Below are 23,395 nucleotides of genomic sequence, written 5' to 3'. Positions count from 1 at the left end.
CCCCCCCCTCCGTCACAGGCTTTTAGATGCAATAACATTCAAACTTACATGGGTATTGACTAGCTTGATTGAACTACAGTCTTGAAATATGTTAAACTCCATAACTCGCTCATAGCTATCAAAACCCGCCATTTCTAAATACATAGCCAGTATATCCTCGTCAAATCCTACTTTATGAACATCATAAATATTTGTCTGTCCACCAAATATCATTCGCATAATATGATGACGTTCGAGAGGGTGGGCATTGGGGTGAAGATACAACCAGCATAAAGTTTTTAAATCCGGTACACTAACCATCAATTTTCCCCCTGACTTTAGTACCCGATGCCATTCTATCAAGGTGTTAGCTAATTCATTGTCAACATTATAATAAAAATGCTCTAGCACATGGCTTGCGTAAATAACATCAACAGAATTGTCAGAGAATTGTGACAAATTATTGGCATTACCTACATAATCAACTTCTGGACGGGCTTCAATGTCTAAAATTTTCCATTCAGGATGAACTTGAGTGCCTCCAATATGGAGTTTTATTTTATTACTCATAACTTCATTTATACATATAATTAAAACTATATTAATGTTGCAACAACAATCACTTAAATAGATGACTAGTTTCTATTCTAGCATTTGAATTTTTACTTGGTATATCTGAAACAGTTTCTAAGTCGTGTATTTTGACTTAAATGTCTTACCTTAGATTACCCTTGAATCTTCGATAGCAATTCTCATCTTCAAAAAACTTAGCAATCAACGCTGTTAGTTTCCTTATCCTCAATGCGGCTTTTTCGTTGTCATCTGAACTTTTGCTAGATGTCGCTCAAGACAATGGGCATCAACCATCTGGATAATCAGGTGCTTGCTTAGTAGAATCGTATCAAAAAAAGACATTAGACTATTCTCTTATGTTGGGGGCATTAATGAAATCAGTAGAGGGAAGTATTTTTAAAGAGATTTAACCTTTTGAGCGTAATCCTTATCTTTCTGAGAACTCTACCCTATATCAACCTTAGGTAAGCACAAAAAACTGTTTAAAATGTATCTATCACTCAGGGTAACAGGAACTGTTTTGCTTTTAGGTTATCTAGCCTCTCACAGACTAGGTTTGGTTTCCTGGAGGCTGTTGCGAAGAGTATTTAGTCGTTGTAGAAGCAGGTCGGGTTGTAGGGGTTTGAGGAGATAATCATCAATGCCGTTTTGGGAAAAGGTTTGCCACTCCGCCGAGGAAATTTGCTCGCTCAAAAGAATCACTTTTAGGTTAGTAATGCGATGGGAACCCTTGAGGAGGCGGCTGATTTGATTCACATCTTTGAAATCTTGATCGATAATCACAATACCGGGTTGTAATAGCTCAATTTGTTTGACAGAGTTAGCCGTTTCAATGAGCCAAATGACTTGATAGTTAGCCGCCGTCAAGAGCTCACAAATAAGAGTCGCAATTTCTTCATCTTGCTCAATGACGACGACGCCAGAATTGAGAGGATTAATATTCGCATTGGGATTAAGTCGAGCATTCTTGTCGAGGAAGGAAAGATTTTGGTACGGGATAAAAATGGTAAATATCGAGCCTTTACCGGGGGTGGAATCAACTTCAATGCGGCCCCGATGTAGCTCCACTAATTGCTTGGTCAGGGCCAGGCCAATACCACTGCCTTCGTAAGTTCTTTGGGGGTTATCATTTAACTGTTTAAAGGCTTCAAAAAGAAAGGGAACCTGTTCATTGGCAATGCCCACACCTGTATCTTCTACTTGAAAAACAGCCTGATTTTTTTCCTTCCACAACCGGAGAATTACCATACCCTCTGGAGGAGTAAATTTGATGGCATTATTCAGTAGATGCTGTAGGATTTGTTCTAGTCTTTCAGGGTCGGCACAAAATTCATCCTGCTCACTTTGAATTTGTAAATCCAACTCTAATTTAATATTTTTCGCTTGGGCCATGGCTTCTAAACTATGGATTAAATGCTGGGTCAAATGATAAAGGGAAAAGAGTTGGAAGTTCAGAACCGATTGGCCAGATTCTAATTGAGACAACTCAATAATGCCGTTAATGAGGGTCATTAATTGCTTGCCGCTGTCTTGGATGGTTTGGAGGTAATGTTTCTGTTTATCGAGGGATAGACTTTGGGCCTTATCAAACCAGTGCAGGAGGGTTCCCGACAGACCAATGATGCAGGTGAGCGGGGTTCTCAATTCATGGGTGATGTTATCTAAAAATTCTCCTTTGAGATGATTGGCGGCCTGGGCCGTCAGGAGGGTATCCCGCAGATCTTTAGTGCGTTCAATCACCCGTTTCTCAAAGGTATGTTTTTGGTGCTGAACTTCGGCATATAGTTTGGCCTGGACAATGGCCACCGCTAGGTGTTCACCAATCTGGCCCAGGAAATTTTGTTCTTGTTCTAACCATTGCCGGGGACAATGGCACTGATGGGCAATCAGTAAACCCCAGAGTTGCTTTTCCACCACAATCGGAGCAATCAACTTAGCCCGGATATGGTGTTGCTGAAGCAAGCCGATTAAACAATAGGAAGAGGAATACTGACGCTCGATATCGTTAATGGCAACGACCTGACCATTTAAATATTTTTGTTCGTAAATAATCACCTGGGAAAAGCAGTCATTTTCCGTCACCAAGTTAAGCATGGTGGGAATTTCGGGAGAGCGCCGGGCCTCGTAGGTGACTTGACCGTAACGTTGGCGGGGGGCCGACGGCAATGCCGGCTGATTAGGGGCATTTTGGAATTGATAAATTACCAGACGGTCAACATAGAGGAATTTTTGGACTTCCGTGACGGCCGTCTTTAAAATCACGGAGAGGTCTAAGCTTTGACGAATCTGAGCAATAACCTGACTAAGAACCCGGTCTTGGCTGGCCTGGAGTTCTACGGGGGGAGCCATTTCTGCCGGTAGGCTACTGCTATCACTACTGAGAATTTCCAGCAACGATAATAGAAACTGCTGTTGCAGGGGATGAAGGCCTGGGGATTGCACCAGCATGGCCGGGGCCAGGACGAGGTGGCGTTGCTCGATGAAGTCGGCAATGACGGCTTCTGACAGGGTGAGGGAAATGGCTTCGTGGTGGGGAGAAGCGGACTCAGCTTCTAACAGGGCCTGAAAAGTTGGCGCTAGGAGCAGGCAAAAGCGCCTATTCCCCTGGGATTCCATGACGAGATGTGTACTGTTTCCTCCCTTGTCTGCCAGTGCCTGCCATAGACGGAGTAGGCGTTCTACGGTAATGGTCGGTAATACACGGTGAAAGGTAGGTGAAAAAGCTGGCAGCATTCCCGTCAGATAACCTTATGGTAGAGAGCAGTCCGTCACCTTTCTATGATGACGAGGGTTATCCACCGTAGAGTAAATTCTAAGCATTATTATAGAATTCTCGTCCCTCGGATTTTCTATGCCGACCTTCCGCTTTGCCATCATCAGCGACCCCCATGTGGCCCTGCCCCATACTATTGAGCCCATCGCCCAGCGTTTTCACTTGGTGGAGGTGAGTTTGGCCGCCCTCAACCAGGCCCTGGCTCATCTAGAACAATTAGACCTGGATTTTCTGCTGATTCCAGGGGATTTAACCCAGGACGGGGAACCCGATAACCATGCTTGGCTGAGTGATCGCTTGACCCGACTGCCCTTTCCGGCCTACGTGATTCCGGGTAATCACGATGTAACGGTGCCGCAATCGACGCCCAAGGCCGTTGGCCTAGATACCTTTGCTGACTATTATTCCCACTGTGGCTATGACCAAGCCAAGGGCCTGGATTATCGTCAGACCTTACTGCCCGGCGTACAATTGATTGGCCTCAACTCCAATGGATTTAATGACAGCGGAGAACAGGTGGGTCGTTTGGACACGGCCCAATTGCAATGGCTGACCCACCAACTCCAGCAATGTCGCGGAGAGTTTGTGCTAGTCATGATCCACCACAATGTGATTGAGCATTTACCGGGCCAGTCTACCCATAACCTAGGCTGTCGCTATATGCTGGAGAACGCACCGGCTCTCTTGCAAATTCTCCAGCAATACCAGGTCAAGTTAATCCTGACCGGCCATCTCCACGTCCAGGACATTGCCCATCAGGACGGCATTTACGAAATTACCACAGGCTCTTTGGTGAGCTATCCCCATCCCTACCGGGTGATCGAGGCCGACTTGACCCCTACGGCCCGGCAATTAGCAGTGAAATCCTACCGCATTGATGCCGTTGAAAACTATCCCGACCTGGCCCAAACCTCCCGTCAGTTTTTAGGCGACCGTTCTGCCCGCTTTATGACCCGCCTGCTCACCTCCCCTCCCCTCAACATTGCTCCAGAGGCGACGGAACCCCTCCTGGAATCCCTACGCTACTTCTGGGCCGATGTGGCCGCTGGCGATGGCAAATTTGACTTTCCCCATTTCCCCCCCACGGTGCGGGCCTTCCTACAACAGTTCAGTTACTTTAATCACCCGCCCCACCTCACCTTTACCGACAACGATACCGTACTCAACCTATAGTCTTTAGGAGTAATCACCTTGATACGAATCCTACCCTTGCTTGCGCTGAGTGGCCTGTTGTTCGGCGGCCTGGCTCCGGCCCAAGCAGCCGTTACAGAACCCGATATCCAACGGGCAGCCCAACTCTTCTGTGATGCCATCAAGGCAGGTAAGAGTGAAGCCGTTGCTCAGGATGTCGCCACTGATTACCTCATGGAGCAGATCGAAAAATCAGAAAAAGTCAGCCCCAAGGCCCTGCGCCAAAGAACCCGGGCGGCGGTGCTGAAACAATGTCCGGCCCAGGCCCAGAAAATTAAAGCGGCCCCCTAAAGCTACAGTTGCTTGAGGACAAGGAGGGTAATATCATCGAATACCCGCTGGGTATGAATCCAGGACTTGAGGTCATCGATCAGGGCCTGACGGATTTGGGTGGCGGACTGCTGACGGTGCGCCACTACAACTTTTTGAATCCGCGCTAGACCGTACTGTTCCTTGGCCGGATTCATGGCCTCGGTGATGCCATCGGTATAGAGAACCGCAATGTCACCGGGGAAAAATTGGATCTGGGCCTCGGCCACAAACCGGGAAATATCCAACTCCAGCCCCAGGGGAAAGCCCAGATCGAAGGTATCGATCTGCTCCGCTTCCCCGTTGGCCCGCACAATAATCAGTTCTTCGTGCTGGCCGCTGAGTCTTAGCAGGCCTGCTTCGTACTCCAACAGGGCCAGGGTCATGTTTTTATAGGAACCCATGCGCCGGGTATTTTCGTAAATCGTTTGATTCACCGCATTCAGAAGGCGGGCGGGGTCAGTTTCTCCGTTGGCCAATAAGGTTCGGACAGCGGTTTGGGCCATGATCATCACCAAGCTACTTTCCAGACCGTGGCCTGTTACATCCCCAATACTGATCCGCACCCGGCCATGGGCCTGTTGAATATCGTAGTAATCTCCTCCCACCTCTGCCGCCGGCTCAATAAAACCGGCAATATCCAGGTCGGCCACCCGGCTGAGTTCCTCTTCCGAGGGCATCAGCATACTCTGCAAGCGTCGAGTCACCGAGAGTTCCGCGCTCATGCGTAAATTTTCATCCTGGAGTTGCTGGGTAAGGCGGGCAATTTCTCCTTCATCCTGTTTACGACGGGTGATATCCACCACTGTCCCCTCGAAACCCAGGAGCTGGCCCTGGGGATCATAAATGGCCCTGGCGGCTTCGGAAATCCAGAGGGTACTACCATCCTTGCGATACACTTCAGATTCAAAACCCCAGACTTTTCCCTGCTCAGCCATTAATTGAATAAAATCTTGACGCCGCTCTGGGTTCACGTAGAGTTGGGTTTCGATGTTACTCAAATGCTCGATCAATTCCGTGGGCGAATCGTAACCATAAATCTGGGCCAACATTGGATTGGCCATCAGATACTGGCCGGTTACCGTCGTTTGGTAAATCCCTTCCACCGCATTTTCGACAATACTCCGGTACTTGGCTTCTGCCAGGCGCAGGGCATCGGCGACGGTATTAAAGGAGTGAATGACCATGGCCATCTCATCTTGGGTTTGTAGTTGTACCCCTTGGGTTTGGGTGCCATCCACCATGCGGCGGGCGGCCTGGCTCAGACTTTCCACAGTCTGCATCACACTGCGATAAAAGCCAATAAAGAGGTACAGGGCCATGGCCAGGGTGAATAGCACAAATAGACTGAGAGACCACTGACGATAACGGAAGCGCTGGATGCGCTTTTGCAGTAAGTGCTCTAGTTCGGTGCTCGTTTTTTGCCACACCGGGAAGCTGGATCGCAGGGCCTGCAGGGCTTGACGTTTAAGGGCTGGCAGGGAGGGGGTATCCTGGGGATCAGCAAAACGGGCCAAGGGGAGAGTTACTTGGTCGAGTTCTTCACCAAAAGCCTGGAGAGGACTTTCTAGACGGGGACGGAGTTGGCCATCCCGGTTATGCTCAAAGGCCACGGTGGTATAGGTTTGCAGGGCCTGGTTAGCTTGCTCGATGCGTTCTCCCCAGGTCACCAGTTGGGCTCGCTGGAGGGGAGATAGATGTCCCTCGGGGGTCAGATCAACGACAGCGGCTAGATCGACTTGAATCCCCGGCAAACGCAGGAGAATGGCGTCCATTAGATAGTAGCTGTCCAGATCGGGGTCAAGGATGAGATTAGATTGGTCACCCACCTGAGTTCTCAGCCGGGCCAAGGCGGCCAGAAGAGGGCCCTTCGCAAGAGGGGCGGAGGTCGATTGTGGCCCGTATTGACCCAGGGCCTGGAAACGAGCTTCGGTTTTTAGACTAGGCCCCCAGGTCTGCTCGGCTTGTTTCAGGTCTTGCCAAGCGGCCAAGCGTTCGGCGTTTATGTTGCTCGCTGAGGCCTGGGGAGGCAATGAGAGAACCGCTTGCTGAAAACGTTCTAGGGCCTGGAGATAATGGAGCCCATCGAGTTCCTTGGCCGCGAAATTAATCTGGCCCTGAATTTCTGACAACAGCAGATAGAGCGCTAATGCCAAGGGCAACAGTAACACAAAGCTGAGGAGCGCAAACTTTTGGGGATACTTCAGACGATTGATCAGCCGAATAGCCGGCTGAAACCAGCCGTCCCAGGAGGAGCGAGGGAGCATAGGACTTTCCCAAACAGTTGAAAGCTTGCTTAGCTTATAGCACTTTGCGTGACGCATCGACGGAAAAAGACTCTCGATCCCGCCCAGATTGAACCAGCAACCGCCGGGCCCAAAGGCATTGGCACGGTTATCGCCTAGCCCTCGGTTCGGTTCTACGGCTAGGGAAAACGGGCCCTTGCGTTTAAGATTTGAGCAGAGTGTAGAGTATCCCCACCGCAATGATTTCAAGCCCAGGGGTCGATAGCAAACTAAGTGATCTTTTTGTCCCGATTGCCACGACAAATGGTCGGGCCACTTTGCCTGTGGCAACAGTGATGTCCTGGTCTAGGGCCCAACAACAGGCCCAGTACCATTGGTTTGCCGCCGTTGCCGCCCTCGAAACTTTGTTGCTGCATCAAAATATTGTCCAGGGCCTTTGTCTCTGCGGCCCCATGCCCGTTTTAAGTCATCCCGACCTGTTGTCCCGTTGCCCCAGTGTGGTCTTGACTCCCCTGGCCGGTTTGCCCCTGGCCCGCTTACCCGAAACAACCCTGGCAAGCGCCAGAACTAAACCTAGTGTTTCCCTCGTTCAGGAAGTCTTTCTTCCTCCCCAAGACCCCCTGGCCCAGGAGCAATTTTGCCTGCTTTTAACGGAGCGCTTTGGCCTCTTGATGCTGGTAGGAGAGGATGCCCAGGGCCAACCCCAATTTCACTTTAGCTTTAACCCAGAACAACTCCTGGCGGCCCTATCGCGACTCCAGGCCCGTTTACCCCTGTCCGGCCTCGCTCCCTGGTTGACCGACTGGCAGGCCCCCACACCAGATTACCAACTCGTTACAGACTTTAGCCATTATCTCCTTAGCTATCTGGCCCCCATTCATTTGGCCCCGCCCCCTCCCATGCCCATCCCGGAGGGCCGACCATCGCCACCTTCTGTGGATGTGGAATTGATCCAGGCCCTGACCCACGAAATTCGGACTCCCCTGACCAGTATCCGTACTATGACCCGTTTGTTGTTAAAACGTCGAGACTTGCCCGCTGATATTAAGCAACGAGTCCAGGCCATCGACCGGGAATGTACGGAGCAAATTGGCCGTATGGAGTTAATTTTCCGAGCGACAGAATTGGCCACCAGTCCCCAGAAAGAACCATTATCCCTGGTTCCCACTTCCCTAGAACAACTATTCCAGCAATGTATTCCCCGGTGGCAACACCAGGCCCAGCGTCATGGCGTTGCCTTAGCCGTGGATCTGCCCTCCACCCTGCCCCAGGTGGCCAGCAATCCGATTTTGCTGGATCAAGTACTAACCGGGTTAATCGAAAAATTTGTACGGAGCTTGGCCGGCGGCGGGGCCATTCAACTCCAGGTGGGGACGGCGGGGGATCAACTGAAGCTACAGTTCCATATCCAGGCCAGCTACGAGGTGAATCCCCTCAAGGCCCTGGGGGAAATCCTCCTGTTTCAGCCGGAAACGGGCCGCCTTAGCCTGAATCTAGATGTCACCAAGAATCTGTTCCAGGCCCTGGGGGCCAAATTAACCATTCGTCGGCGCTCCCCCCAAGAGGAGATCCTGACCCTTTATTTACCCCTGGGTTAGGGCTGGTTTCCCCCTTCACGCCTCCCAACTGGGTTTCATCGCAATGGGCATCCGCCAACCACTGCCAAAGGCCCGGTCTGTCACCTTCAGGCCAGGGGCGGCCTGGCGACGCTTAAATTCAGCCCGGCGGATCAGATGAGCAACGCGGTGAACCGTCTCCGGCTCAAAACCGGCCTGAATAATTTCCTGACGGGATTGGTGATGGTGGATAAAGCGTTCTAGGATTCGGTCCAGGATCTCGTAGGGAGGTAGGGAATCTTGATCTACTTGGCCGGGTTTGAGTTCCGCACTGGGGGGTTTGCTCAGGATGTGGGCCGGAATGACTTCGTCTTCTCGATTGAGCCAATGGCAGAGCTTAAAGACTTGGGTTTTTGGCAGGTCGGCAATGACAGCCAGGCCGCCGTTCATATCGCCGTAGAGAGTACAATAGCCCACGGCCATTTCCGACTTGTTGCCGGTGGTTAGCAGTAGGTGGCCAAATTTGTTGGCGATGGCCATCAATACATTGCCCCGAATCCGGGCCTGAATATTTTCCTCGGCCAGGCCAAAGGGTGTTCCCTGAAACAAGGGGGCCAGCATTTGGTCGTAGGTGGCCATGGCCGGTTCAATGGGAACCGTGTGGGTGGTAATTCCCAGATTCTGGGCCAGGGCCAAAGCATCGCTGAGGGAGTGGTCGGAACTGTAGGGAGAGGGCATTAAAATTCCCAGAACGTTCTCGGCACCCAGGGCCGCGACGGCAATGGCCGCCACCAAGGCAGAATCAATGCCCCCACTTAGACCCAGTACGGCCCGGCTAAAACCGCATTTGTGTAGATAATCCTTCACGCCCAACACCAGAGCTGCAAAGAGTTCAGCCGGCTCTGACTCTGGTAATGATTGACAAGGCCCGGCTAAAAAATCTCCCTGGGTCGTCTCAAAATCAAGGTAAATCAGCTCTTCTGCAAAGGCCTTGGCCCGACACAGTAAATGGCCCTGACGATTAACAGCAAAACTGGCTCCGTCAAAAATTAAGTCGTCATTCCCCCCCACCTGATTCGCATAGACGATGGGCAGTTGAAAACGCTGGGCGCTATGCTGAACCAGGGCCTCCCGCAGACGTTGCTTGGCCAGGCTGTAGGGCGAAGCCGACAGGTTCAAGACCAAATCCACCCCGGCCTGGGCCAAATCCGCTAACGGATTATGGGCATAACGGCGCTGGCCCCAAAAAGCCTCATCATTCCAGAGGTCTTCGCAGATGGTCACGCCAATTTTCAGGCCTGCCCAGAGAAAATACCCCTGGGTCCCGCCGGGAGCAAAATAGCGGTCTTCGTCAAAGACATCGTAGGTGGGCAGGAGACGCTTATGAAAACGGTGCTGAACTTGGCCCTCCCCCAGGAGTACGGCGCTATTCCAGAGGCCCTTGCCCCCCTGAGTCTGGGCTTCGGGGTTGGCGGTCACGGTTCCCACTATTAGGCCAAGACCTGCCGGACAGGCCTGGGCCAAGTCTTGCAGTTGCTGTTCCAGGGCCTGGATAAAAGCGGGATCGAGCAACAGATCCCGCGGTGGATAGCCACAAAGGGCCAATTCAGGGGTCAATAGCAGATCTGCCCCTGCTTGGTGGGCCCGTTGGGCCTGGGCCAGAATTTTTTGGGCATTACCGGCAAGATCACCAATGGTCGGATTGAGTTGGGCCAGGGCAAGTTTCATGACGTTAGACAAAAACGAGGGGTTTATCTTGGTAGGGCAAAAAGGCCTGAGCATTAAAGCGGTAGAGACTGGCCGGCCGACCGGCCCCCCGGATCACTTTGCGGCCGGTATCAGCTAAAAAGCCGAGCTTGAGCAATTTGGCCCGAAAGTTGGAGTAATCGGAAAAATTGGCCCCGAGAATCGTGCTGTAGAGTTGGTACAACTCGTTGAGAGTAAAGCATTCCGGCAAGACATCAAAGGCAATGGGACTGTACTCCACTTTGCTACGGAGGCGACGATAACCGTAGTCTAGGATCTGCTGGTGGTCGAAGGCCAGGGAGGGTAGATTGAGCAGATTGTGCCAGGCAACTGTACTGATATTTTTTTCCATCAGCTTGGCCTCTTCGTAGCGGACAAGGGCGAAGTAGCTGACGGACAGATAGCGGACATCGTACTGTTCCGGGGCCTCACGGGGGTCTCGGCCAGGGCCCCCAAAGGTATAAAGCTGTTCTAAATAGAGGTTATCGACTTGAATTTTTTCCGCCAGAATACGCTGGGCAGCGGCTTCTAGAGATTCTCCCTGACGAACCAAAGTACCGGGCAAGCTCCAATCACCGGCAAAGGGGTCTTCCTGACGCTTGACCAGGAGGACGAGGAGACGGTTGAGTTGACTATCGACGGAAAAAATGACGTTATCAACACCTACCTTAAAATCGGCGAGGGCGTTAGGAGAAACAGGTTGCATAGACAATCGGGAAAAAGTCGGCTAGGTTAACAGGATTCGGTTTATGGCCGTTGTTCCGGTGTGGCGACGGCCCAGGGAAGATACAGGTGGTGACGTTGGATATAGTCCTTGACTGGCTCAGGAATTAGGGTTTGATCCTGGGTTTGGCGGTAACGGGAGGAGGATACCGCTGGGGCCTGGGCAGGTACCAAACAATAGCGGGCACCACGTTGGGTTAAGGCCGCTAAATCCGCTGCCTTAATCGGATAACCAGGTCGAGGGAAAATTACCAGCGTAACAGCGGTCAAGAGTTGGGGGGCCTGGTACCACTGATGAATTTGTTGAATCAGGTCAGAACCAATCACCAAACTGTAGTCCTGCTGGGGCCCCCACAGGGACTGGGCCCGTTGCAAACTGAGTAAACTGCGGCGGTCGCTAAGTTCGGGCCAGACCTGAATATGGCCATAGCCCAGACTCTGCACCAGTAAGGTCAGCATGGCCAAACGGTCGGGCAGAGGACTCTGGTGGGCCTTGAAGGGATTATCTGACGCCCAAACCGCGACTTGGTCGTAATCTTGGGCCAACCATTCCAGGATGGCCTGGTGGGCCGCGGTAGGAGGGTCAGCACTGGTACCAAACAGGGCGATTTTCATAGCAGGGATTGACGGAGGGCTTCGAGGGACTCAGAAATCGTAACGGGATAGGGATGAGGGCCAGTAATGGACTGTAGATCGGGGGCTAGGGCCTGTACCGATTGGGCCGTACGTTGCCGCAATTGGGCCAGGGATTCGGAGGCTAAGCGTCGTTGGCCCTGTTCCATAACTGGTTGAAGGAGAGGAACTTCTCCCGTTAGAGGCGATTCCGTGGCCAAACCGAGGCGGTCTGCCTGGACCGAGCGAAAAATTTGCTTACGACCGGGATAGGTGGCCTTGTCCTGAGAGCGTTTGAGGGTGGGTTGGCCCCCGATCTCCACCAATTTATAAACACCATTGACGGGGTTTCCTGTCACTAATTTAGTCCCAATACCATAGCCGTCTAAACTGGCCCCCTGGGCAATTAAAGCCGCAACGGTGACTTCATCCAAATCCCCACTGGCGAAAATTTGGATGTCGGGTAAGAGCCGACGCACCGTTTGGGAGAGGGCCACTAAATCCCCTGAATCGAGGCGGACTCCCCGCACTTGTCGGCTTCCAACCTGCACCTGCTGGGCCAAACGTTCTGCTGCTGCCACCGTGTCAAAGGTATCGATTAGTAAAGGGGCCTGGGGAAAATAGCGCTGAAAAGCCGTGAAGGCCTCGTCCTCCGTCCCTGCCGTGGCCTTAAAAGCCATGACCAGAGCATGAGCCATGGTACCACTGGGTTTTTCCCCCAGTTGCAGGGCCGCCAAGACATTGGAGGTGGCATCAAAGCCTGCTGCCAAGGCTGCCCGTGCCGCCCAGAGAGCTGCCTGGGGACTAAAGGCCCGACGGGTGCCAAATTCTAACAAGGTTGCCCCTGGCCCTGCCACTTGACGCAAACGAGCGGCCCGCGTTGCAATCAGGGTTTGATAGTTGATGGTATTGAGCAAAAAGGTTTCCACCAATTGAGCTTGCCAGAGGGGGGCTTCAATCCGCAGGAGGGGTTCCTGGGCAAACACAGCGGTGCCCTCCGGTACGGCCCAAACCGAGCCGGTAAACTTGAATTGGGCCAACTGTTGCCAGAAAGCCGCCGGGGCCTGGTCAAACAGACCCATACCTTGGAGTTGTTCGATCTGACGAGGCGTAAAGTGTAAATGCTCCAGGTAGGTCAGGGCATCCTGGAGCCCCATGGCAATCAAGTAGCCAAAATCCGGGGGCAAGCGACGGACAAATAACTCAAAACAGGCGGTCTGTTCTGCCAGGCCCTCACCGGCATAGCAGGCCATCATGGTGAGTTGATAGAGATCAGTAACAAGGGCAAGGTCATCAAGACCAAGGGTAAGACGAGAGGCCGTAGGGGTGATCATGACCGAAATCTGCTTAGCAGGGTCGGAAGATTACCCCAATAATAGTGTTTTTTACTATAAAAGGCAATCCCTAAGCTCTGAAGTGATGGTCAAAGAAGGGCCTTAAAAAAGGCCCCCGTAGGGGCCCAGCGCTTAGGCAAACACAAATTGACTGGCATCGGTAAGGTTGAGACTTGCGGCCTCAATTCCGTTCAGAATTCCCAGGGCTTGCGTCCCCAGACGAATGACGGTATTGGCCCCCGCCTGAACCAAGGTCAAGCTAGTGGGACTAATGCCCAGGGCCGCGCTACCGGAGAAGCCGATTACGTCAACTCCTGCTTGGAAGTCGAGGATGGTATTGGCCCCCTCGGGCAGTTCCCCGTTCACCAGCCAGAACTGGTCGGCCCCAGCCCCACCACTGAGCAGGTTATCGGCTCCAGTGCCGACGTAGAATTGGTCGTTGCCCTCACCCCCCAGGGCCCGGTCATTATGGCCCAGGAAGAAGGTATCGTTACCGGCTCCACCGGCAATACGATTGCCGCCCCGGCCCTCACTGGCCTCGAAGGTATCATCCCCATCACTACCAAAAACCCGCTCGTGCTGGTTGACAAAGATGGTGTCGGCCCCGCGACCGAGGTTAATACGGTTATTGCCGGCCCCAAAAGCACCAGCGTTAAAGAGGAGGTCAACAGTATCGTTACCGGCTCCGGTGAAGACTTGGTTATTGCGACCGTCAAAGGTTGCACCATTGAGGGCCGTCAAATCATCATCCCCTGGGGTTCCTACCACTAATTGAGATTTAGGTTGTATTGTCTGGGGCAAGACTTCAAACTGACTCACAATCTTGGGCTGACGGCTGGTAATGGCCTCTGGATTGGCCTCCAGTTGCGCTCGAGTATAGGAATCGATGCCGTAGGTGGTCACTGTTAGCTTTTGAGTCAGCGGGTCGATATCAAACTCTGTCCAGCCATAGGTGTGGGTTGCCACGTAATCTCCTTGGAGCAGGGTGGCATTAATGAGGCCATTGGCTTGAGCGAGATTGTTGTTGAGACCAAGGGGATCGTAGCCGAGAGGTGCTAAACCACCATCAACGATGGATTTGATGAAGTCATCCTTATCGTTGGGAGTGCTATCGGCATCATTAGCAACAGGGAGGGAATCGTAGAAGGCTTTTTGCTGCGAGTTAATCAAGCCTGCGGCAACCGCCAGATCGGCAACGGTTGGTCCAAAGGGCGCATCATAGGCTACTGAGCCTGTGGTAATTTCAAAGGCATTCGTAGCAATTTGGGCTTGCCCTACCCCCAGTTGATAGGTAAGGTTATTGACCAATGTGCCATGGATATCAGCACTGATAAAAACAACGTTGTTGATTTTATTGTCATCAATGAACTTAAGAATTTCCGTGCGTTCGGCGGCATAACCTTCATAGCGATCGCCTGCACCAACAATTCCCAAATTTTGGATCGGCTCAGGAATATTAATAAACTTCCAAGTGATGCCATCCTGCTGCGCCTTGAGCAAATCATGCTTGAGATCGTCTACCTGAGCGCGACCAAGTAGAGTACGGCTAGGATTAAAAGACTGGGCAAGGAAAGTTCCTACTTGGGTAGGGTTGTTAGGATTGGTGACACCGGCTAATTCAGGATCGCGGAAAGAGCGAGCATCCAAGACAAAATTGACCGCATCGCTACCGTAAGTATTGACGCGATAGAGTTTGCGTTCGCCTGCTGTTCTGGGGTCGCCAGTTTGTCCATAGAACTGATCCTGAATTGGCTTGTACTCTTGGAAAGCCTGTAAGCCATTTTCAAAGAGAGTACTGTCATTGATCAAGGCACTGCCGCTATCGCTGGGGAAAGCGGCTTGGAAGCGACTATCACTGGCGATCGGCGCACCTCCAGCAAAATCGTTAGTGACTTCGTGATCGTCAATGGTTGCCAAAATCGAAGTGGAAGCCCGTAAATCTGCCCATGGGTTTTGACCATAGCGCTGTCCATAGACTTCGGTATATTTGGTGCGATAGTCGTCAAGGGTTGTGGCTTGGGATTTTTCTGTGCCATCGGCATTGCGTAGAGCAGGGGAGGCAACGTCCCCATAAATGGTGTCACCAAACTCAAAGAAGAATTTGAGGTTGCGATCGTCAGCATTGGAAATCGCAGGATAGGGAGCTAATTCGCCGCGCCAATCGCCTGCTACACCAAAGCGTAACCCAGTCTGTTTACCGATCGCCGCCGCCGTGCTGAACTTGCCCGTAGCAATATCTCCCGCCGCATCGGTGACACGATAGAAGTAATTGGTATCTGGGGTGAGTCCTGTAACATCAACCTTGACGGGTTGCAGTGGATTGGTAACGGTAGCTGTTTTTGCCCCTGCGATCGTGCTGAAATCCGATTTAGTGGAATACTCAAACTTGACATTGCCCGTAAAATTACTACGAGTCCACAGCACCGTTGAAGTCTGGGTGGTGTCACCACTTGCCACACCGTTGAGTAAAGAGTTAGCTTGAGGATTGCGGGGATCGTAGCTTGTGGTATCAATTGTGAGAGGCGTTGCAAAAGCATTAGCAATATTTTCAAAAGGAACGAACTTGAAATTGCTACTGATATTTTCCAATTCGCCATCATCTTCTACCAACACCGCAGGATCGTTGCTGCCATCTTGAGTAATGAATGCACCGAAGGGAAAATTCCCGCCCAAAGGCACATTAATCACATCTGCGCCATCGGATTCCTGCACGCTATCGATCGCTCCATTATTGCCAATAGCAAAGCGTCCGATAAAGTCATTGTTGCCTTCACGAGCATACGCCGCGAAAGTGTTATCGCCTTGGCTGGAAACAAAGAGATAACCAGCACCATCTTTACCATAGTAAATGGTCAATCCTTCAACATCTTCGATCAGATTTTTACCGCCCAAGGCTTTGACTTTATCAATGAGCGTACCGACATTACTGCTATTGGGTTCGGCTCCATACTTCCAGATACCGACATTCTCTTGACCGATATATAGAAAACCTGTCTCTTGATCAACAACCATGCCTTCAGTTTGAGGGTCGCGTCCATCAATGGTGGGAACTGTAAAGTTCCGTACTAACTGATAGCCGATTGCACCATTACCTTTGTCAACGAGTTTCAACTGGGCAATATCGCCAGTTTCGCGTCGGCTAGTAAAAACGTAGTAATCTTGGGTGACGGGGCTACGATAAATTGTTAAGCCGTAAGCGCTAATGGAATCGGGATCAAATTCACCGGTGAAGGGCGCACCTTGGAAAATGGTGGCAGCGCTGGGATCGGTGATGTTGGTTAAATAATTGCCGCCCGTGCCATTGGCATCAATTTTGAAGATTGCGAGTTTGTCGTTATTGCGATCGCTGGCTACGGCGATATCAACCTTTTGACCACCAAGCGTAAAACCATACTGTAAATCCACATTGTTGTATCGGATGTCGGGATTGCTAGGATTGATCGTCTGCAACAGATTGCCAGCGAGATCGTAAATCCGCAAACCGCCATTCTTGACGCTAGTAACAACCAAGCTCTTAGAAGCGTCAGTGGCATTGACATACACCGCAGGATCGTCAGCATCAGCGCGTTGACTGAAGGGCTTTGTACCATCATCAATAAGCGCGGGACGGGTTTCGTTGAGCGGAGCAGCCGTAGGCACGACATCTGCACTCAGAGTCAAGATTTGTGTGAACTGAGTGGAACTGAAGTTATTGTCGCTGACTAACACAATGGACTGACGACCATCGGCAAGCTTGGGGCCAAAGGTAATCCCTTCAATGTTGTCGGTTCCCGTGGGCAAGTTTAACGAATCGAGACTTAACAACAACCGTTTTTGTACTGGGGCAATCGCCGCCAATTGTTCGGCAGTCAGACTGCTCAAGGAGGCGTTGACGCTAATATCGGTCGCGCCTTGCAAGGAGATTTCGTAAATCTTGATCGTGTTACCCGTGTTCGCGATCGTACCAACTGCACCAGTGGAAAACGAGCGCTCTAGTGCGAGGAACGTACCGCGATTGTCGATCGCCAACAAATCCACCAAGCCATTGGTAGCAAAAGCATTAGCAGGATTAGGGCTTACGGCGACCTTATCGGTTACATAGAGATATTCTTTTTCCGCTTGACCAGTGGTGAGGTTGAACTGAACGATGCGTGATCTTGTACCATTGTTGACATCAGCAGCCACGCCATCTTGGAATAGAGCGTTCTCTGTCGCTGTGAATAGCGTTTTTTGATCGGGAGAAATCGTCAAGCTTTCAAAAGCCAAGTTATTGCGAACCCCAGCCGTTTGCGTATCACCAGCATCAACAACGTTGTTATTATTGGTGTCCTGGACTACAGGCACAAATTTGGTCGGTATGCTTAGTGATCGCACTTCTTGCCCAGTGGTCAAGTTAAATTCCTTAACAAAAGGAGCCGTAACGCGACCAACCGCTGGATTGGCTTCACCTTCAGAGGAGATAAAGACGGTTCCATTCTTGGTTAAAGCAATACCTTCAGGATCGAGGCTGTTAACCCCAAAGAAATTCCCGCCAGCGTCCTTGATGGGAGTCACATTGGTAAACGTAACCGCCCCCGTTGTCTTGTCGAGGGTAAAGGTATAGAAACGCGCTGGGGCGATGGAAGAGCGATCGTCGGAAATTGCATAGTAGCGATCGTTTGCAGCATCGTAAGTTACGCCCGACAAGCCGCCAATTGCAACCTGATTGCCATTTACCGTTCCCGCCGCACCTGTCGGAATAAAGCTCGTGGCAAAAGTTGTATTGGCTAAAAGCTTTGATGACTCGACAACGGTTTTACCAGCTTCTGTTGGTGTGGGGAGAACGGAATTTAATGTCAGAGCCGTACCATTAACCGTAGCGGCTGGGGTTACGCCCAAAATTTTCTCAATAGTTGGTGCTACGTCAATGTTGTTGACATTACCAAGCGACTGTTGGCTGACATCGGGACCCGCCGCATAGAAAATCGCCTTCATGTCTGGCAAAGTGGGATCATAACCGTGAGCACCATAGAAGTTGGGCACGGAGAAAACGGCGGTACTTTGACTGTTAGGATCGTCGCCTTTACGAATTACTGGAGCCGTTGCCGATTGCACGCCATCAAAGTTATAGCCAGTGGACAATAGGGCAAATACATCGCCCGTATCTTCACCGATAAACTCACCCCGTGCGTTAATCACCTCGTTAGCTGTAGTCGCGTTAGCTGGGACTTGACGGCTATAAATCTTGTCAAAAACCTTATTGCTGGTAGCACCACTATTGACATAGTTAGGATTGGTGTCAACCAAACTGTTCAGAAGTGTTTTTACCTGCTGTTGAAGGGTTAAATACTCGGCAACTTCAACCGTACCGTTAGGCTCGCGTCCCTTGAGGTTGATGTAAATATTGACTGCCGGTCCACTGGTGATCGCCCGAACCTTATTGCTGTCGAAACCTGCATTTTTTAGCAAGTTGTTCATGCTAACAGCGGTATGGAAGGGTGAGAAGCCGTGATCAGAGACGACGATGATGTTGCTGTTGGGATCGCCATTAGCATCAACCCCTACAGTGTCAATCACTTTCTGGACGGCTTCGTTAGCAAGCTTGTAAGCTGTTTCAACATATCCTTTATAACGTGCTACCTTAGCTGCATCTTGACCTGCGCCAATGCTGTTGGGGTTAGTGAAGTCCGTGGCTTGACGGGGATCGGTGAGCAAGAATTGGTGTTCGGAGCCATCGGGCTGTTCGATATAGCCGAGGACGAGATCGGCATTGGGGTTTTGTTGAATACTGCGGAGCAGAACCTTAGTCTGGTATTCGACAAAAGTCTTGACCTGATCTTCGTAAATTGCTTCGAGTTCCGCATCGCTAAACTGAGTGAGTCCCGTGTTGATCCGTTCGGGGAAGCGGAAATCTGCCTGGGGAGCCCAAAAGCCGATGTTGTTGTTGATGTCATCGACATTGGCGATTACCCCAGGACTTTCGGCAGGGCGGGGGATATAGTATGCCGAGTAGCGGGCAATATTGACTTTGGAAAGATCAGGTGCGAGGGTGCTGGCATAAAAAGCTGTCCCAACCTTATTATTGCTGCCGTCAAAGAAAAAGGGAATAGATTTTGGGTCGCTGACTTTGATAAAAGCGGAACCTGTGGAAGGCAAACTCGAAGGTCCCTTAATACCGACGTTGGCATCAAAAACAACTAAGGTGTCGTAGTTAACAGTGTTGTCATTGCTGGTGTCGATCGCCGCAACTTTCAGGTCATAACCTGCACTACTATTACCCGTAAGCGCAGTTGCCGTAAGGGTTTCTAAGTTCGCAACTTTTACTGCACCATAGAAAGTCTTACCTAACGCATTCAAACCAGTAACGGCTTGAGCACTGTCAACATTAAAGTTCGCAGCAGTAAGACTGAAACCCCGACCGCCCGATCCACCAGTAAAGAAAGGTCCACCAAATGCTCCGAAAGGCACTGTGTAATCAACGGTGCGATCTGCGGCTTTATCTAAAACAATTCCCGTCGATGATTTGATATTTACGCCATCTGCACCAGGAAAGGTTGCCGCAACAACTGTTTTTCCAGCATTCTTAAGTGCCAACCAGATCGGGTTAGCTGTTGGATTACCGCTTTCCGATGGATCAATACCCGATTGATAGTTGTAGCCACCAATTGGCGCGGCAAAGCCACTGGTATTTGAAGTGAAGGGATTCGCAATTAAGTGGAAAGTGTTGGCATTGATGTCGTTATTGACGGCTGTGGAACCTGTGGCGATCGCGATATGAGCAGGAGCCGTAAGAGAAGGTGTAATGGTTTCGTTAGCGGTAGCAGACAAACCCTTGCTTTTTAGCAGTCCTAGACCAGTACTAGAGCTTAAAACTCCAGTTTGGAGATACTTATCAACGATGGTATCGGTTGCACCATCTAAGGAAATTAAAATTACTTTGGGAGCCATAGGGGTTAATTGTGATTTGACTTTAATGGATGGCGTTGGTAAGTGCGATTAGAAGTTGGAAGAGGGGGGGCTCAACCGGCAATACTGCGATGGAGGGTGCCATTTGAGTTTTGATTTGGGCAAAACATAAATGGAGAAAAGCGAATACTTGTATCCTTGGACATAAGTTCGATAGAAAAAAGGACTTGAAAGATGCCAATGAAATTAACTGTGCATAAGAATTAATTTGTAGGAGAATATCTGCAATACAGGGCAAGTTCAGAGCATTAATTTCTTCTTAAGATTGCTCGCTGCAAATATACCTACCAAGTTAAGCTTAAATCCAGAGACAATTGAGGATTTTGTTGCAACGCCTCCAAACGTTACCACAGGGCCGATCCCAGAGAGGTTAATGGAAGATTTAAGGCAGGTTAAAACCGTCCAATCTAAGCCCATCCCTAGTCCATGGGGACTGGCCCCAGTCTCCCTTTTCTTAAACACTTGCACTAGACCAGACCCAAAACTGTCAGCAAATCATTAAGAAATCTTGCCAGTCCTTGACTATTTTGTTATCCTGTGTGTTCGAGAGCGAATTCTACGCTGAAGTATCTTAGGAGGCGTTTTTCCATGCTCTATGCTTGTGTACAGAGTGTCGTCGCTACGGTTCTGGATTGAAACTCAGACACTAAACCATTTTCCTTATTCTGCATAGGCTCTGCCCTGGCCCCAATCCTGACAAGGCCCTGACGGTATCCCCCTTTGAACGCTCCGGGGAACCGCAGGTATTCAGATTGGTAGCCCCTAGCCTGTCATGATTCACCTTCACCTCATCGTCATTTAGGAGGTAGATGTATGCATTTCCAAAGTAAAACTGCCCTCGTTACCGGTGCCTCTCGGGGTATTGGCCGGGCCATCGCTACAGAATTAGCCCAGGCTGGGGTATCCCGCCTAATGCTCGTTGCCCGCAATCAAGACCAACTCCAACAACTGGCCATAGAGTTAACTAATGCTTATCCTGGCTTAGAAGCAATTGTCCTCCCCTTAGATCTCACTGATCCCATTGCGGTGAATACTACTGTTGCCAAGGCCTGGCGCGACTATGGCCCAATTCATCTGTTGGTCAACTGTGCGGGAGTTGCTCACCAAAATTCCTTTCTCAAGGCCCGTCTGCCGGAGGTTCATCAAGAAATTTCCTTGAACCTACTGGGCCTGTACGCCATTACTCGCTGTGTGGCCCGACGCATGGTTTCCCAACAGGAAGGCACCATCGTCAACGTCTCCAGTTTGATGGGCAAGGTAGCGGCTCCCACCATGGCCACCTACTCCGCCACTAAGTTTGCCATTCTGGGCTTTAGCCAGGCCCTGAGGGGAGAATTGGCTAACTACAATATTCGGGTCGTCACTCTCCTGCCGACCCTTACCGATACGGACATGGTCAAAGATCTCCAGCGCTTCCGTTGGGTGAGGCCGATGACGGCTAAGCGCGTGGCCAAAACCCTCCTGCGGGGCCTGCGTCAAAACCGCACTGAAATCCTAGTCGGTTGGCAGAGTCATTTAGCCGTGTGGTGTCAACGTTTGGCTCCCGGCCTGCTGGATCGGATTTTGCTCTTAGCTGTCCCCCAGTCTGTCTAGGCCTCAACCCCCCACGGTGGAAGTGGGGGGACTAACCAGCCGCTCCCAGAAAGCATCAGGGGAAACTCGGTAGCTTGTTATCCCAGAGTTGGAGATTGACAAAGAAAGCGTAAATGTTATAAACACTACTTTCTCTTAGGTCTTTTTCGCTGAATCCTTATAACAATCTTAAGAATAGAGTGATTTTTATGGGGATCGCTATCATTAATCTAAGTCATGAATCCAAGAGCACAAAAAGAACAAAAGAACCCACTTTGCCCTGCATTTAATTTCTCTATTCAATAGGATCAAGACTGAATTCAACCCTAGAATTTAAAGTGTACTTTTTGGCTAAGACCATTTATCGTTAATTAGATTTTTATTTCAACCTAGTAACAATAGATACTTCAAAATCAAGCTGGATTCCTTATACTTTATAAAGTTATTGTTTTTTCTTTTTTGCGATAGGCTCTAGATAACTCTACTCAATATTAAGAGTCCTAATTTCTCTGTATTAATGGAAGCTTGTTTCCATTAGTTATCATTCCATAGATGGCCCGACTATGAATTTTGAATCCTACTCTTTTTACTATACTTATAAACTAAATCTCTCTGCCGCTAAGGCTAAGATCCTGAAGATACATCAAAAAAATAAATCTTACACAAAAAAACGTTGTCATCATTCCTCTGCGACGATTTTACTAGAGGCAAATTGCCCCGAATTTGGTTTAATTATCAAATGGTTTAAGCAGCTAGGTTCGGGTTTAAGAAAGAGTTGTTATTGGTTGATAAAAACCAGAAACTGGGAGTCTATTCTTCATCGATTTTTGATTCCACTGCTCTTTCGGCTTGTGGAATATTTCGATCTTAAACTCACTCGCAAAATCTATCCTCAAAAGCCAAGAAAAGAATCTTTTTTATCGCTTAAATCAGATTTATCGAGTACCTATCAATCCTTTACAAAATCAGATAACTCTAAAGATCGAGACGATCGAGAAGATCAACTAGATCCCTATCGTTCCCATTTAATCGGCCAAGAATTAGCATCGGCCCTGGAACTGAAAGAATTTTTTCTCCTCTATCAACCCCAATTTTCTCTGAAAAATCAGCGCTTGCGGGGAGTTGAAGCCCTGATTCGTTGGCAGAATCCTAATTTAGGCGTGATTTCTCCCAGGGATTTTATCCCTCGCCTTGAAAAGAGTGGCGATATTATTTCTGCTGGTTATTGGGTTTTGTCCCATGCCTGTCGGCAGTATCAGCAATGGCTAGCTAACCCAATTCTTCCTTTTGTTTTATCGATTAATATTTCTGCTCAACAGTTGCAAAATAAGAATTTTTTAGCTCAATTGAAGAGTATCCTACAGCAGATCCCTATCCCGACGAAAAATCTAGAACTGGAAGTTACAGAAAGTTGCATTCTCCATGATTTTCAGCAGGCAGTCTATACTCTACGACAAATTCAGGAACTGGGCATTAAAACTGCTATTGATGATTTTGGAACAGGTTATTCATCCTTCTCAGTTTTAAAAGAACTCCCCCTTTCAACCATTAAAATTGATCGGTCATTCATAAAAGACTTTCAGTATTCTTCTCGAGGCATCTCCTTGGTTAGGAATTTAATTAATCTTAGTCACGACTTAGAGTTAGAGGTCATTGTTGAGGGAGTAGAGGAAAAAGAGCAAATGGAAATTCTAGAATCCATAGACTGTGATGTTATCCAAGGTTATTTAATTGATCCTCCCCTTATCCCTCAAAAAGTCATTGAACATTTTTCCTGTTGTTACTAGAATTGTTGGCTCTTAGCAATAGTTATTTACCTAATTAAGTTAGCAAATATCTCTCCCAAGAGCTTATTGC

General features: G+C 49.8%; 13 protein-coding genes. 5 read left to right on the top strand and 8 right to left on the bottom strand.

Annotated features, from left to right (window positions below):
- Positions 1 to 12: 12 nt before the first annotated feature.
- Together ABXS88_RS14685 and ABXS88_RS14680 are read right to left on the bottom strand one after the other, a co-directional pair.
- Positions 13 to 549, bottom strand: coding sequence for a methyltransferase domain-containing protein (locus ABXS88_RS14685; RefSeq protein ID WP_353672794.1), 537 nt, complete (start codon positions 547 to 549; stop codon positions 13 to 15).
- A gap of 546 nt (positions 550 to 1,095) precedes the next feature.
- Positions 1,096 to 3,285 carry an ATP-binding protein gene (locus tag ABXS88_RS14680; protein ID WP_353672793.1) on the bottom strand — a complete coding sequence of 730 codons (2,190 nt, stop codon included), beginning with the start codon at positions 3,283 to 3,285 and terminating at the stop codon, positions 1,096 to 1,098.
- A 118-nt stretch (positions 3,286 to 3,403) separates the two neighbouring features.
- On the opposite strand from ABXS88_RS14680, the gene ABXS88_RS14675 reads away from it, so the two are divergent.
- Entirely contained in the window at positions 3,404 to 4,498 is a 1,095-nt protein-coding gene (locus tag ABXS88_RS14675; protein WP_353672792.1) for a metallophosphoesterase, read from the top strand.
- Between the two features lie 18 nt (positions 4,499 to 4,516).
- Positions 4,517 to 4,807: a hypothetical protein gene (locus ABXS88_RS14670; RefSeq protein WP_353672791.1), complete on the top strand. Its 291-nt coding sequence runs from the start codon at positions 4,517 to 4,519 to the stop codon at positions 4,805 to 4,807.
- A 2-nt stretch (positions 4,808 to 4,809) separates the two neighbouring features.
- Here ABXS88_RS14670 and ABXS88_RS14665 read toward each other — a convergent pair whose 3' ends face one another.
- Positions 4,810 to 7,092, bottom strand: coding sequence for a SpoIIE family protein phosphatase (locus ABXS88_RS14665; RefSeq protein ID WP_353672790.1), 2,283 nt, complete (start codon positions 7,090 to 7,092; stop codon positions 4,810 to 4,812).
- A 314-nt stretch (positions 7,093 to 7,406) separates the two neighbouring features.
- On the opposite strand from ABXS88_RS14665, the gene ABXS88_RS14660 reads away from it, so the two are divergent.
- Positions 7,407 to 8,669 (top strand): HAMP domain-containing sensor histidine kinase, encoded by a 1,263-nt coding sequence (locus tag ABXS88_RS14660; RefSeq protein ID WP_353672789.1) that lies wholly within the window; start codon positions 7,407 to 7,409, stop codon positions 8,667 to 8,669.
- Between the two features lie 15 nt (positions 8,670 to 8,684).
- On the opposite strand, the gene ABXS88_RS14655 is transcribed toward ABXS88_RS14660, so the two are convergent.
- The 5 genes from ABXS88_RS14655 to ABXS88_RS14635 all read right to left on the bottom strand — a co-directional run bounded on the left by ABXS88_RS14655 (position 8,685) and on the right by ABXS88_RS14635 (position 19,948).
- Entirely contained in the window at positions 8,685 to 10,355 is a 1,671-nt protein-coding gene (locus ABXS88_RS14655) for an NAD+ synthase (protein WP_353672788.1), read from the bottom strand.
- 4 nt (positions 10,356 to 10,359) lie between these two features.
- On the bottom strand, positions 10,360 to 11,079 hold the full coding sequence (locus tag ABXS88_RS14650; protein WP_353672787.1) for an NUDIX domain-containing protein: 720 nt from the start codon (positions 11,077 to 11,079) through the stop codon (positions 10,360 to 10,362).
- Between the two features lie 41 nt (positions 11,080 to 11,120).
- A complete protein-coding gene (locus tag ABXS88_RS14645) occupies positions 11,121 to 11,711 on the bottom strand; it encodes a nicotinate-nucleotide adenylyltransferase (RefSeq protein WP_353672786.1) in 591 nt (196 codons plus the stop codon).
- The gene (locus tag ABXS88_RS14640; protein WP_353672785.1) at positions 11,708 to 13,042 is read right to left on the bottom strand and encodes a nicotinate phosphoribosyltransferase; all 1,335 of its coding nucleotides are present in this window, start codon (positions 13,040 to 13,042) and stop codon (positions 11,708 to 11,710) included. The genes ABXS88_RS14645 and ABXS88_RS14640 overlap by 4 nt, the downstream gene beginning before the upstream one ends.
- Positions 13,043 to 13,174: 132 nt before the next feature.
- The gene (locus ABXS88_RS14635) at positions 13,175 to 19,948 is read right to left on the bottom strand and encodes a phytase (protein WP_353672784.1); all 6,774 of its coding nucleotides are present in this window, start codon (positions 19,946 to 19,948) and stop codon (positions 13,175 to 13,177) included.
- 831 nt (positions 19,949 to 20,779) lie between these two features.
- Between ABXS88_RS14635 and ABXS88_RS14630 the strand changes: the two genes are divergently transcribed.
- Both ABXS88_RS14630 and ABXS88_RS14625 read left to right on the top strand, forming a co-directional pair.
- The gene (locus ABXS88_RS14630) at positions 20,780 to 21,559 is read left to right on the top strand and encodes an SDR family NAD(P)-dependent oxidoreductase (protein ID WP_353672783.1); all 780 of its coding nucleotides are present in this window, start codon (positions 20,780 to 20,782) and stop codon (positions 21,557 to 21,559) included.
- A gap of 542 nt (positions 21,560 to 22,101) precedes the next feature.
- A complete protein-coding gene (locus ABXS88_RS14625) occupies positions 22,102 to 23,325 on the top strand; it encodes an EAL domain-containing protein (RefSeq protein ID WP_353672782.1) in 1,224 nt (407 codons plus the stop codon).
- Positions 23,326 to 23,395 lie beyond the last annotated feature (70 nt).

This window comes from Synechocystis sp. LKSZ1 (assembly GCF_040436315.1).
In the GTDB taxonomy this organism is placed as follows: domain Bacteria; phylum Cyanobacteriota; class Cyanobacteriia; order Cyanobacteriales; family Microcystaceae; genus Synechocystis.
The sequence above is the reverse complement of the archived record's forward strand: the minus strand, read 5'-3'. Positions and strand labels throughout refer to the sequence as shown.